Below are 13,746 nucleotides of genomic sequence, written 5' to 3'. Positions count from 1 at the left end.
TGGAGAGTTATTTAACACAAGAGCGTCAAGCGGCTACCACTGATAGTTATCATACGCTTGAATGCCTCGCTTTATCCCAATCAAAAGACGCTCATAAAATCTTCATCAAGAATAAAGCAATTCACGCAGCAAAAGAAAACAATAAACCTTAGTCACAAAATCACTTTACGGCTTGCCAAAATACCCGCCAATTTTGGCAAGCCAAAGATCGAATCATTAATTATTGCACTACCTCCTAATCAGCAGGAATGCCTTATGCGATTTTCCATTGTAAAAAATAAAAGCGGCCAGGTTCCGCCGCAGAGCAGTTGCGATTTTCTGCCGCCGGGCGGCACCATCGGCCGCAGCGTGGACAACAACCTGGTGCTGCCGGACGAAGAGCGCGCCATTTCCCGCCTGCAGGCGATCGTGCATATTTCCGCTGACGGCGAATGCCGCATCACCAACCGCGGCAACGTTACCCGCGTGCTGCTGAATGACATTCCGCTGGAACGTGGCCGCCAGGTTGAACTGCAGGACGGCGACGTGCTCGGCATCGACGATTACCAGATTGAAGTCAGCGCGCTGCACCAGCACGCCGCGCCACAGGCTCAACCGGTGGCCAAGGCTGTTGCCGCTGCTGCGCCCCCTGCCGCCGCCGCCAAAGAAAAATCCGCCGCACCAATCCCCAACGAAATCTGGGACAGCCTGGTGGAAGAATTTACGCCGAATGCGCCGGCCGCCGTCACGCCGCCGCCGGCCGCCAATCCAGACAGCCATCCGCTGTTGGACACCCCCGCTCGCGAGCTGAACCCGGCCGATCCGCTGGCGCAGCTGGCGGGCGAGGTCGATCTGCGCCAGCTGCAACAGCAACAAACCGATCCGGCGGCGCTGTTCAACACCGACACCACTTTTGAACGCGAACACATTCTGGCCGATACCACCCCCAGCGCGCTGCTGGCGGAGCAGGCTGCGCCGCCGCGTCCGGCAACTCCGGCCCGGAATGCGCAGCAACCGGAGCAGGAGTTGGATCCGCTGGCGCTGTTCGGCGGTTCATCCGCGCCCGCTTCGCCAGAGACGTTAAACAGCAACGATCCGCTGGGGCTGCTGATGGGCGGCGCCGTGCCACTGGCCCAGCCGGAGGAGCCGGTACAGCCGCCCGCGCCGCCGTCTCCGCCACCGATGGCCGCACAACCACAAGCGCCGCGCCCGCAGCCGACGCCGCCACCCGTGCAGACGCCTGAGCCACAGCCCCAACCTGCACCGCAGTTCAGCCAGCAGGAACCGCCTGCGCAACCTCCGCGCCCGCGCCAGGGCAACCGCCTGGGCATCGATCCGGTCGCCTACCAGTCCGCCCAGCGGCAGCACGCCGCCGCGCCGAGTGGCGACGCATTGGAGGGGCCGTTGCTGGCGGCGCTGCTGCAAGGCATCGGTCTCGACGATCTGCAACCGCAGCCGCACTTTGACGAACAGCAGATCCGCCTGGCCGGTCGCCTGCTGAGCCTGTTCTCGCAAGGCACCGTCGCCCTGCTCTCATCCCGCTCGATCCTCAAGCGCGGCGTGAAAGCCGAGATGACCATGATCCTCGACGAAGCCAACAACCCGTTCAAGCTGCTGCCTTCGGGAAAAACGGTGCTGATGCAGATGTTCGGCAGCCAGATGCCGGGCTTTATGCCGCCGGAGCAAGCGGTGCGCGACGCGCTGATCGACCTGCAGGCGCACCAGTTGGGGATGATCGCCGGTATTCGCGCCATCATCGCCGCCATGCTGCAGTCGTTCAACCCGGAGCGCCTCGAAGAGGAGGCGCGCAAGGAAGGCGTGGCGCCGCGCCTATCGCTGCCCGCCAACCGCAAGGCTGCGCTGTGGGACTACTTCGTGAAGAACTATCAGCAAACCTCCGGCGAGATCGAGGACGATTTCCACACCCTGTTTGGCGAAGCCTTCCTGCACGCCTATGACGTTGAAGTGAATCAATACAAAGACTCACAGACCAAACCGGACGCGTAATGAATATCACCATAGCCTCTACTTCCAACCAGGGCGGCCGCGCCTCCAACCAGGATCAGACCGGCGAGGTGCTCGGCAACCGCGCCGCCTGCTTCGTGGTGTGCGACGGCATCGCCGGTTTTCCGGGCGGCGATATCGCCGCCAAACTGGCGCGCGACACCATTTTGCAAAACTTTGACGGCGAAAAGCACCTGAACGCCCAGAGCATTCGTCAGCACATCACGCGCGCCAACGCCGCCATCCACCAGCAGCAGCGGCAGTCGGACGAATACAGCAAGATGGGCACCACGCTGGTCAGTCTGTTTATCGATCGCGATTACCAGCTGGCCTACTGGGCGCACGCCGGCGACAGCCGCCTGTACCTGTTCCGCCGCGGCTACCTGCATGCCGTCACCACCGACCACAGCCTGATCCAACAGATGCAGGACGCCGGCTATCAGACCAACGGCATCAACAGCAACCTGCTGTATTTCGCGTTGGGGCTCAACGAAGAGCGCGACGCCACCTACAGCGACGTGCTGCAGCTGGAAGACGGCGACGTTTTCCTGCTGTGCACCGACGGCTTCTGGCACAGCTTCAGCCAGGCCGAACTGGAACAGTCGCTGCACATGGTCAACTCCCCCAGCGAGTGGATCGCCCTGATGCAGCAGGCATGGAAGAAAAACAATAACAGCGATAACTACAGCGCTATCGCCGTCTGGATTGGCTCACCGCAGGAAACCACCCTGCTGCATTCGCTGGCGGATGCGGAGCGGTTTCTGAGCCGCGACTGAGCAGCGCACATTCACAGCAAGGTTCACTATGAAATATTGGATGCCGGGGCTCGTCGCCCTGATGGCGGTACCGACCGCGCAGGCGATGAACTATCGCCTGGTTTACTCCCCCAGCCAGAAGCTGGAAGTGTTTATCGATGACGTCAAAAACAGCAATCCGGCAAGCTGGTGCGGCAAGAGCATCCCGCTGCGCATCGTCTCGGCGCAAAGCCAGGATCCGGCGGTACTGAACGACTTTCTGCCGCGCGTCGGCAATCTGTTGGAAAAGCAGTGCCCGAAAGCCGGCCACCTGCCCTGGACGCTGACCGACAAGCGTGGAGAGAAACTGGCCAGCGGCGAAGCCGCCAAAGCGCGCGGCTGGAAACCGGTGGTCAAACAAGAGGCCTCCGAGCCGCCGGAAACCCCACCGCAACCGGCGATCCCTGCGGCGGTGGCCGTGACGTCTCCGCAGGCGGACAGCGCGCCGGCTCAGCGTTTCAGCCTGCCGCAGGGCTGCCACTTCCGCACCTACTGGAGTGACGAGGCCAACGGCGGCGCGCTGTTCATTCCCGCCGGCGCGGCGCTGCGCTGCGGCGAGGACGGCTGGCTGCAGGGCCGCGGCGCGGTCACGTTGCAACAAGGCGGCCAAACCCTCTCGCCGACGCTGTGGTTCCTGCAAGGTTACCCGCTGGCGCAGGTTAACGGCGGCGATCGCGCGCTGACCGTCGTCAGCGCCAACGCCCAACGGCTGGTTCTGGGCGGCAACCCGCAGGCGCCGGGCAGCTTCCTGCTGCTGAGCTTCGAACCGAAGCTGCACGCCTGGGCGTTCAACGGTGAAGCGATCGTTGAAATGCCGCGCGTCGACGCCGCCGATGAGAACAAGATCAAACAGCGCGTGCAGCAGGCGCAAACCGCCTGGCAGCCGCTGCTGAGCGCCCCCGCCCCGCTGACTTTCAAGCTGGTGGAAAAGCTGGCCACAGACCGCGTTGATCCCGCCAGCGGCAGCTACCTGTCGGTTAACGGCGCCCCTCACTGATTATAAGGAAAGCCTGTGAAATCATTAGCAAGCATGCTGCAAGGCCAGTCGATCGGCGCGGCCATCACCACCGTCGAAAACGATATCAAGGCGAAACCGGCGGATGCCGACCTGCGCGCCGCGCTGGTGCAACTGCTGTGCCTGAGCGGCAACTGGACGCGCGCCAACGCGCAGCTGAAATCCTGGCAGGCGCTGAAACCGATCGCCCAACCGACCACGCTGCTGCTGATGCAGTCGGTCGACGCCGAGCTGCAACGCCAGGCGGTGTTTGCCGGCACGGCCGCACCGGCGCTGCTGCGGCAGGATCAGCCTTGGCTGAAACTGATGGTGCAGGCGCTGCATCTGGATGCGCAAGGGGCGGCCGAACAGGCCCAGGCGCTGCGCGATGAAGCGCTGGAGGCCGCCCCGGCCGGCGCCGGGCGGTTAACGCTGGCCGAAGGCGACCAAGAACGGCAGCTGCGTTTCGACTGGCTGACCGACGGTGACGGCCGCCTCGGGCCGGTATGCGAACTGGCGCTGAACGGCGTTTACTACTGGCTGCCGTTTGCCGACATCGCCGCGATCCAGTTCCAGGCGCCGCAGAGCGCCATCGACCTGGTGTGGAGCCATGCGCTGGTGCGCCTGACCGATGGCCGCGAACAGGTGTGCCAACTGCCCGCCCGTTATCCGCTGGCAGAAGGCAGCGACGACGCGCTGCTGCTGGGCAAGCGCACCGAATGGCAACCGCTGGGCGACGGCACCCACTATGCGGGGCTGGGCCTGAAAACCTGGCTCAGCGAAAGCGATGAATTCCCACTGCACAGCCTGCGGCAGCTGAGCTTCGACGCGAGCGCCTGACCATGAACGATAAGCGCCCACCCCACTACGACGGCGGCGATCTGCGCCACCAGGGCTATCGCTATCGTCAGGACAGCGAACGCCTGACCTCGCGCGACAAAATGCAGCCGGTGCTGCTCGATATGCTGACCGACGACGAACCGCAGAAAAAGCAGGAGGCGCAGGCGCGCAACCTGGTGTCGCACAGCGAGCTGCGCCGCCGGGTATTGCGCGATCTGCAGTGGCTGTTCAACTGCGTCAACAGCGAATCCAATCTGGATCTCGGCGATTTTCCGCAGGTGCGGCGCTCCACCCTGAATTACGGCATCGCCTCGCTGGCGGGCAAGCGCATGTCGGACATCGAATGGCTCGACATTCAGCGCGCGCTGACCGAATCCATTCTCCATTTCGAGCCGCGCATTTTGCCCGAGGGGCTGCAGGTGCGCTGCATCTCGGATACCGGCTCGTTGGAGCTGCATAATGTGCTGTCGATCGAAATCAAGGGCCGCCTGTGGTGCGTGCCCTATCCGCTGGAGTTTCTGTTCCGTACCGACGTGGATCTGGAAAACGGCCACTTCGATCTGAAAGACATAGGGTAAGGCGATGGACAGTAAACTGTTAGATTATTACAACCGCGAACTGGCCTATCTGCGTGAGATGGGCGCCGAGTTCGCCGAACAGTACCCGAAGGTTGCGGGCCGCCTCGGCATGCGCGGCATCGACGTGGCGGACCCTTATATCGAGCGCCTGATGGAGGGCTTCGCCTTCCTCACCTCGCGCGTGCAGCTGAAAATGGACGCCGAATTCCCGCGTTTCTCTCAGCGCTTGCTGGAAATCATCTACCCCAACTACCTGTCGCCGACGCCGTCGATGGCGATCGCCGAGCTGCAGCCGGACAGCAGCAAAGGCGACATCAGCAACGGCTTCGTGGTGCCGCGCGGCACCATGATGGACAGCCAGACGCTGAAGAAAAGCGGCATCACCTGCAGTTACACCACGGCGCATGACGTCACGCTGCAGCCGGTGCGCATCGCCGGCGTCGAGCTGGGCGGCATTCCGGCCGATATCCCGCTGGCCTCGCTGGGGCTGCAGCACAGCGGCTGCGTCAGCGCGCTGCGCATTCGTCTCGAGTGCTACGAAAGCGTGACGCTCAACAACCTGCAGCTGGATCAGCTAATGTTTTACCTGGCCGGGCCGGACATGCAGGCGCAGCAGCTGCTGGAACTGCTGATGCAGCACAGCGTCGGGTTGATCTGCCAAACGGTGGAACCGCAACCGCAGCGGCGGGCGCTGGCGCTGGACGGACTGCGGCAGGAGGGCTTCGCCGCCGAGCAGGCGCTGCTGCCCAACGACCTGCGCAACTTTGAAGGCTACCGGCTGCTGCAGGAGTATTTCGCTTTCCCGGCGCGCTTCCAGTTTTTCAGCGTCAACGGCCTGCGTCCGCTGCTGCAGAGCGTGCGCGAAGGGAAACAGGGGCTGCGCCAGTTCGAGATCGTGGTGCTGCTGGATCGGCATGACGCCGCGCTGGAACGGGTGGTCGACGCCGCCCATTTGGCGCTGCACTGCACGCCGGTGATCAACCTGTTTCCGAAGGTCGCCGAACGCATCGCGATCAACGAAAAAAACCACGAATACCATCTGGTGGTCGACAATATCCGGCCGCTGGATTACGAAGTGTTTTCAGTGCAGCGGCTCGGCGGCAGCGCTAGCGAAAAACGCTACGAGCAAGAGTTTCGGCCGTTTTACAGCACCCTGAGCGCGGACGACGGCAACTATGGCGCCTACTTCTCGCTGCGGCGTGAACAGCGCACGCTGTCGGAGCACGCCCGCCGCTACGGCACCCGCACCGGCTACGCCGGTTCGGAAGTGTTCGTGTCGCTGGTGGACGAGCGGCAATCGCCGTGGCACAGCGATCTGAAATACCTCACCGCCGACGTGCTGTGCACCAGCCGCGACCTGCCGTTGATGTTGCTGCAGCAAGATCAGGGCAACTTCGTGATGCCCGATTCGATCCCGATCAAGCAGGTCTCGCTGCGCAAAGGCCCCACCCCGCCACGCCCGGCGCTGGCCGAAGGGATGATCACCTGGCGGTTGATCAGTCAGCTGCAGCTGAATTACCTCAGCATGATGGACGGCGATCCGGAACAGGGCGCCGCCAGCCTGCGCCAGCTGCTGGGGCTGTACGGCAACCTGAGCGAGCCGGCGATCGCCAAACAGATCCAGGGCGTGCGCCACTGCAACCTGCGGCCGGTCTATCGGCGAGTGCCTGAACCCGGCCCCATCGTATTCGCGCGCGGCATCGCCATCGATCTGACGGTCGATGAGCAGGCGTTCTCCGGCAACAGCCCTTACCTGCTCGGCAGCGTGCTGGAGCGCCTGTTCTCGCGCCTGGTGGCGATGAACACCTTCACCGAGATGACGCTCTCCAGCCAGCAGCGCGGCGAGATCGCCCACTGGCAGGCGCGCATGGGCAAAAGGACGCTGATATGAGCGCGGAGATGATCGCCACCGAACTGGCGCCGCCGCAGATCAACGCGCTGTATCGCCTGCCGGACGACTTCTGGCCGCGGCTGCGCAGCGCGCCTTACAAGCACGATCTGTTTCAGCTGCTGCGGCGCATCGACGCCCAGGGTGGCCAGCCCTACCTGCTGGGGCGCGCGCCGCTGCCGCGCCACGAGATGCTGCGCCTGGGCCAGGAGCCGTCGCTGTCGTTCGCGCCCTCCACGCTGGCGCAGGTGACGCCGCGCGCCAACGGCCCGCTGCACGACGTTTCGATCTTCAGTTTCGGCCTGTTCGGCCCCAACGGGCCGCTGCCGCTGCACCTGACCGAATACGTGCGCGAACGGGTATACCACCATCAGGACACCACCCTGCTGGCGTTCACCAACCTGTTCCATCACCGCCTGACGCTGCTGTTTTATCGCGCCTGGGCCGACGCACAGCCGACGGTATCGCTGGATCGCCCGGACAACCGGCGCTTCGACGAGTACCTGTCGAGCCTGATCGGCATCGGCCAGCCGGCGCAGCAGGAACGCGACAGCATCAACGCCCACGCCAAGCATTTTATGGCCGGTCATCTGATTCGCCACAGCCGCGATCCGGAAGGCCTGAGCAAAATTTTGCAGCAGTATTTCAAGGTGCCGGTGCGCATCGTCGAAAACGTGCCGCACTGGCTGCGGGTGGAGCCGCGCGAGCAGGCGCGGCTCAAGGCCGGGCGCGGTGCGCCGCGGCTCGGCGAGTCGGCCTTTCTCGGCATCGCGGTGCGCGATATTCAGCACAAATTCCGCATCGAGCTGGGGCCGATGCCGCAGCAGGACTATGACCGTTTCTTGCCGGGCGCAGACCTGTGCCGGCAACTGCGCGACTGGGTGCGCCAATATCTGGGCATCGAGTTCGTCTGGGAAGTGCGCCTGATCCTGGCGAAGGAACAGGCGCACGGCACCCAGCTCGGCGGCGCGCAGCGATTGGGCCTGAGCAGTTGGCTGGCCAACCATCGGCGACAGCGCGATCTCGACGATCTGATCTTCAGCCCTGAACCGCTGGAAAATCCGTTCTGACCCTATTTCGGCCGACGCCCCGCGGCGTCAGGCCACCCTGAGACCTGAGGAAAACCATGTCTGAAATCAGCCGCTCGGTATTATTTGGCAAACTGGATAGCCTGTTATTCACCTCTCTGGAAAGTGCGACGGCGTTTTGCAAGCTGCGCGGTAACCCCTACGTCGAATTGGCGCACTGGCTGCATCAGCTGATGCAATCGCCGGACGGCGATCTGCAGCAGATCGTTCGCCACTTCGCGTTGGACGAGGCGCAGCTGGCGCGCGACATCGTCGAGGCGCTCGATCGCCTGCCGCGCGGCGCCAGCGCCATCTCCGATCTGTCCGAGCACATCGACAGCGCGGTAGAGCGCGCCTGGGTCTATGGCTCATTGAAATTCGGCGCGTCGCGCATCCGCGGCGGCCACCTGCTGCTCGGCATTCTGAAAACCTACAGCCTGCGCCATCTGCTGAAGGCCATTTCCCCGCAGTTCGAGCGCATCAACGCCGATCTGTTGATGGAGCAGTTCGCCGCCATTACCGCTCACTCGGCGGAAAACGCCCAGGATGCGCCGGCGGAAAGCCACGCCGAGAACGCATCCGGCGCGGCGCGCAGCGGTGAAAGCGTGCTGGCGCAGTATGCCCAGGATCTGACCGCCAGAGCGCGTGACGGCGAGATCGACCCGGTGGCCGGCCGCGATGAGGAGATCCGGCAAATCATCGATATCCTGATGCGCCGCCGCCAGAACAACCCGCTGCTGACCGGCGAGGCCGGCGTCGGCAAAACCGCGGTGGTGGAAGGCCTGGCGCTGCGCATCGTGGCCGGCGACGTGCCGCCGCAGCTGCGCGACGTGAAGCTGTGCCTGCTGGACATCGGCATGCTGCAGGCCGGCGCCGGCGTTAAGGGCGAGTTTGAAAAACGGCTGCAGGCGGTGATCGACGAAGTGCAGTCCAGCCCGACGCCAATCATCCTGTTTATCGACGAAATTCACACCCTGATCGGCGCCGGCGGCGCCCAGGGCACCGGCGACGCGGCCAACCTGCTGAAACCGGCGCTGGCGCGCGGCCAACTGCGCACCATTGGCGCCACCACCTGGTCGGAATACAAGAAATACATCGAGAAAGACCCGGCGCTCACCCGCCGTTTCCAGGTGGTGCAGGTACACGAACCGAGCGAAGACAAAGCGCTGCTGATGCTGCGCAGCACCGTCAGCCCGCTGGAGCAACACCACCGCGTGCTGCTGCTGGATGAAGCGGTGGACGCCGCGGTGCGGCTGTCCCATCGCTATATTCCAGCCCGCCAGTTGCCGGACAAGGCGGTAGCGCTGCTGGATACCGCCTGTGCGCGCGTGGCGGTCAGCCAACACGCCGAGCCCGCCCAGGTCGAAGACTGCCGCCACCGCATCGATGCGCTGCAGATCGAATTGGATATCGCCCGCCGCGAAGCCAAGGTCGGCATTGGCGATCCCCTGCGCCCGCAGGAGATTGAAACCCAGCTGACCGCGCTGCGCCAGGAGTTGGAACAGCTGACCGACCGCTGGCAGCAGGAGCTGGCGCTGATCCAAGAGATCATCACGCTGCGCGCGCAGTTGCACCAGCAGGAAGCGGAGCCTGCTGGCGAAGAAACGCAGGCAGCCCCTGACGCCGACGCGCTGCGCACCCAGCTGGGCGAACTGCAGCAGCAGCTGAGCGCGCTGCAGGGCGAAGCGCCGCTGATCTTCGCCGCCGTCGACGCCAACATCGTGGCGGCGGTGGTGGCCGACTGGACCGGCATCCCGCTGGGCCGCATGGTGAAAAACGAGATTGAAGCGGTGCTGCAGCTCTCCGACACCCTGAACCAGCGCGTGATCGGCCAACGCCATGCGCTGGATCTGATCGCCCGTCGGGTGCGCACTTCGCGGGCGCGGCTGGACGATCCGAACAAGCCGGTCGGGGTGTTTCTGCTGGCCGGGCCATCCGGCGTCGGCAAGACCGAAACCGCGCTGGCGCTGGCGGAAACCCTGTACGGCGGCGAGCAGAACGTCATCACCATCAACATGAGCGAATTCCAGGAGTCGCACACCGTTTCGACGCTGAAAGGCGCGCCCCCCGGCTATGTCGGCTACGGCGAAGGCGGCGTGCTGACCGAGGCGGTGCGCCGCCGTCCATACAGCGTGGTGCTGTTGGACGAGATCGAGAAGGCGCACCCGGACGTGCATGAAATCTTCTTCCAGGTGTTCGACAAGGGCTGGATGGAGGACGGCGAAGGCCGCCATATCGATTTCCGCAACACCATCATCATCCTGACCTCCAACGTCGGCACCGATCTGATCGCCGGGCTGTGCAGCGATCCGGAGCTGCTGCCGGAGCCGGAGGCGCTGAGCGGCGCGCTGCGCCAGCCGCTGCTGTCGGTGTTTCCGGCCGCCTTGCTCGGCCGTCTGCTGGTAGTGCCGTATTACCCGCTGACCGACGCCACGCTGGGCAACATCGTGCGCCTGCAGCTGGGCCGCATCCAGCGTCGCCTGGCGGAGAGTCACGACATCGTCTGCACCTTCGACGACGCGGTCATCGAGCAGATCGTCAGCCGCTGCACCGAAGTGGAGTCCGGCGGCCGCATGGTCGACGCCATCCTGACCAACACCCTGCTGCCACAGATCAGCCACACCCTGCTGACCGGCAGCGCCAACGACCAGCGCTATCGCCAGCTGCACATCGCGCTGCAGAACCACGAATTCATTTGTCAATTTCAGGCATAACGCCGCGGCCGCCGAGACGGCGGCCCTTTGAATACAGAGAGTCATCACTATGTCGGGAACCGGGATAACCAAACCGAATTCGAACAGCCTGCCGAGCGGCTATCGATTCAACGAATTCGAGATCCAGGAAGCGATCGGCGAAGGCGGCTTCGGCATCGTCTACCGCGCCTACGATCACCAACTGGAACGCACCATCGCCATCAAGGAATACATGCCGACCTCGCTGGCGAAACGCAACGACGATCTCAGCATCGGGCTGCGCGGCGAGCGCTTCGGCAAAACCTTCCAGGCCGGGCTGAACAGCTTTATTCAGGAGGCGCGCCTGCTGGCCCGCTTCTCGCATCCCGGCCTGCTGCACGTGTTGCGCTTCTGGGAAGAGAACGGCACCGCCTACATGGGCACCCAGTTTTACAGCGGCACCACGCTGAAAAACCTGCAGGCGCAGCAGCCGGAGAAAATCGACGAGGCGTGGATCCGGCGGCTGCTGCCGCCGCTGTTCAGCGCCATCAACACCATCCATCAGGAAGGCTATCTGCACCGCGACATTTCGCTGGATAACATCCAGATCCAGGAGAGCCAGCTGCCGGTGCTGCTGGACTTTGGATCGGCGCGCAAAGAGATCGGCAACCTGTCGGACGAAACGGAGATCATGCTCAAACCGGGCTTCGCGCCGATCGAGCAGTACACCGAGAACAGCGACGGCGAACAGGGGCCGTGGACCGATATCTATGCGCTGGGCGCCGTGCTGCACACGCTGATCGTCGGTTCGCCGCCGCCGGTCAGCGTGGTGCGCAGCATCGAAGACAGCTACCAGCCGCTGGCCGAGCGCCGTCCCGCCGGCTACTCGCCGGAGCTGTTGCGCACCGTCGATCGCGCGCTGGCGCTGAAGCCGGAAGACCGCCCGCAGACCATCGATGAAATGGCCGAGCTGTTGCATCTGCCGATCGCCGATGAAAACGAAATCATCAGCACCCCGGCCGCCGCGCCGGAGAACTTGTTGGTCGCCGCCAACCCGGCCGCCGCTGCGGCTGCCGCCGGCGCCGTTACCGCGCGCGGCACCCAATTCTCGCGCCCGATGATGGCCGGCGCAGGCGTCGCGGCGCTGCTGGTGATCGGCGCCGTCGCCTGGCTGAGCGGCGGCAAGGACGACGCCCAGGCCGTCGCCCAAAACACCGTGGCGTCACCGGCGCAGAAAACCCTGACGGAGCAGCCGAGCGCGCCGCAAGCCGCGCAGCCTGCCGCGGCGGAACCTGAAAAAGCGGCGCCGCCACCGCAGCCGGTGGCGCTGGTGTACTTCAAACTGCAACCGGGTGAGCAGGTCAGCCTCGACGGCAAGCCGCAGCAGGTCACTGCGGGCGAAAATGGCTTTGCCAGCCTGAACCTGGCGCCGGGCCGTTATCAGTTGGAGATCCGCCACAACGATCGGCTGCGCCGCCAACAGCTCAGCATCGACACCGCCGGAACCTGGCTGGTCAACCCGGCCACCGCCGGTTAATCCCGTTCTGAAACGCCGCCGCGGCGGGGTTTTCCCTATTTCATGAGACTGGCGCACCACTGCCCATCCTCATTGGCCGCACGGCACAAAGCCGCTGCAACGCCGGAGTATGCAGGGCATGACGTCAATCACAGAGGACGTTCTCATGTTGGATCGCATTATTGCGCACACGCCGCTGGGCCAGGAGCAACTGCTGTTCCGCTCGCTGGACGGCATCGAAGCGCTTTCCACTCCTTTCGACTTCTCTATTGAATTGCTGAGCACCGATGCGCGGCTCGATCGCAAAGCGCTGCTCGGCCAACCGCTGACGCTGGAGATCCCGACCCAGGGCTTTCTCAGCGCCCCGCGCTACCTGAACGGCAAGATCACCGCCATCGCCGTCAGCAGCGAAGAGATCGGCGGCACGCGCTACGCGGTGTATAACCTGCACGTGCAGCCGGACCTGTGGCCGATGACCAAAGACCGCAACTTCCGCATCTTCCAGGAACAGACGGTGCCGCAGATCGTCAAGACCCTGCTGGCGGAGCACAACGTGCAGCTGGAAGATCAGCTGACCGGCGACTATCGCCTGTGGGGCTACTGCGTGCAGTACAACGAAAGCAGCTTCAACTTCATCAGCCGCCTGATGGAGCAGGAGGGCATCTATTACTATTTCAAACACGAGATGGGCAAACACACGCTGGTGCTCGGGGATGCGCCCCACCACCACCAGCCCTATCCCGGCTACGAGATGATCCCCTACCACCTGACGCCGTCCGGCGGCAGCACCAGCGAGGAAGGCATCAGCCAGTGGACGTTGTCCGATCGCGTCACGCCGGGCATCTACAGCCTGGACGACTACGATTTTCGCAAACCAAACGCCTGGCTGTTCCAGGCGCGGCAAAATCCGGTCTCGCCGACGCCGGGGCAGATCGACGTTTACGACTGGCCAGGCCGCTACACCGAGCATCAGCAGGGGGAGTTCTACGCCCGCGTGCGCCAGGAGGCCTGGCAGGCCGAGCATCAGCAGATCCGCGGTACCGCCACCGCGTTGGGCATCGCTCCCGGCAGCACCTTTACGTTGTATAACGCCCCGCACGCCGACGACAATCGCGAGTACCTGACGCTGCAGGCCAACTACCATCTGAAAGAGAACCGCTATGCCAGCGGCGACGATCAGAGCAGCGAACACCGTATCGACTTCATCGTGCTGCCGGCGGACGTGCCCTGGCACCCGCCGCAGCAGGCCACCTGGCCGAAAACCCACGGGCCGCAGACCGCACGGGTGGTCGGCCCGGCCGGCGAATCGATTTGGACCGACAAATACGGCCGCATCAAGGTGAAATTCCACTGGGATCGCTTCGGGCCAAAAGACGACGGCAGCTCCTGCTGGGTGCGCGTCTCCAGCGCCTGG

Annotated in this window: 10 protein-coding genes; all 10 read left to right on the top strand. The window is 64.2% G+C overall.

Translation table 11 applies throughout. The annotated features are described in order from the left end of the window. The first annotated feature begins 255 nt into the window (after positions 1–255). Positions 256–1,986 carry a type VI secretion system-associated FHA domain protein TagH gene (gene tagH, locus ADK28_RS05660; RefSeq protein WP_048795130.1) on the top strand — a complete coding sequence of 577 codons (1,731 nt, stop codon included), beginning with the start codon at positions 256–258 and terminating at the stop codon, positions 1,984–1,986. Beyond that, positions 1,986–2,759: a PP2C family protein-serine/threonine phosphatase gene (locus ADK28_RS05655; RefSeq protein ID WP_015378289.1), complete on the top strand. Its 774-nt coding sequence runs from the start codon at positions 1,986–1,988 to the stop codon at positions 2,757–2,759. The genes tagH and ADK28_RS05655 overlap by 1 nt, the downstream gene beginning before the upstream one ends. Before the next feature lie 28 nt (positions 2,760–2,787). Next, the gene (locus ADK28_RS05650) at positions 2,788–3,774 is read left to right on the top strand and encodes a hypothetical protein (RefSeq protein WP_016927251.1); all 987 of its coding nucleotides are present in this window, start codon (positions 2,788–2,790) and stop codon (positions 3,772–3,774) included. 15 nt (positions 3,775–3,789) lie between these two features. Beyond that, positions 3,790–4,611 (top strand): type VI secretion system accessory protein TagJ, encoded by an 822-nt coding sequence (locus ADK28_RS05645; protein WP_265260397.1) that lies wholly within the window; start codon positions 3,790–3,792, stop codon positions 4,609–4,611. 2 nt (positions 4,612–4,613) lie between these two features. Beyond that, a complete protein-coding gene (locus tag ADK28_RS05640) occupies positions 4,614–5,189 on the top strand; it encodes a type VI secretion system baseplate subunit TssE (protein ID WP_016927249.1) in 576 nt (191 codons plus the stop codon). Positions 5,190–5,193: 4 nt separating this feature from the next. Further along, positions 5,194–7,080: a type VI secretion system baseplate subunit TssF gene (tssF, locus tag ADK28_RS05635; RefSeq protein ID WP_048795128.1), complete on the top strand. Its 1,887-nt coding sequence runs from the start codon at positions 5,194–5,196 to the stop codon at positions 7,078–7,080. Beyond that, positions 7,077–8,147 carry a type VI secretion system baseplate subunit TssG gene (tssG, locus tag ADK28_RS05630; protein ID WP_016927247.1) on the top strand — a complete coding sequence of 357 codons (1,071 nt, stop codon included), beginning with the start codon at positions 7,077–7,079 and terminating at the stop codon, positions 8,145–8,147. Before tssF ends, tssG begins: the two co-directional genes overlap by 4 nt. A gap of 56 nt (positions 8,148–8,203) precedes the next feature. Next, positions 8,204–10,858, top strand: coding sequence for a type VI secretion system ATPase TssH (gene tssH / locus ADK28_RS05625; protein WP_048795127.1), 2,655 nt, complete (start codon positions 8,204–8,206; stop codon positions 10,856–10,858). Between the two features lie 49 nt (positions 10,859–10,907). Next, positions 10,908–12,353: a serine/threonine protein kinase gene (locus tag ADK28_RS05620; protein ID WP_028130691.1), complete on the top strand. Its 1,446-nt coding sequence runs from the start codon at positions 10,908–10,910 to the stop codon at positions 12,351–12,353. Positions 12,354–12,498: 145 nt separating this feature from the next. Beyond that, the coding region (locus ADK28_RS05615; protein WP_048795126.1) for a type VI secretion system Vgr family protein at positions 12,499–13,746 on the top strand (1,248 nt) is incomplete at its 3' end.

The organism is Serratia sp. 506_PEND (assembly GCF_001076875.1).
Taxonomy (GTDB): domain Bacteria; phylum Pseudomonadota; class Gammaproteobacteria; order Enterobacterales; family Enterobacteriaceae; genus Serratia; species Serratia marcescens.
This window is presented reverse-complemented; position numbering and strand designations above follow the sequence as displayed.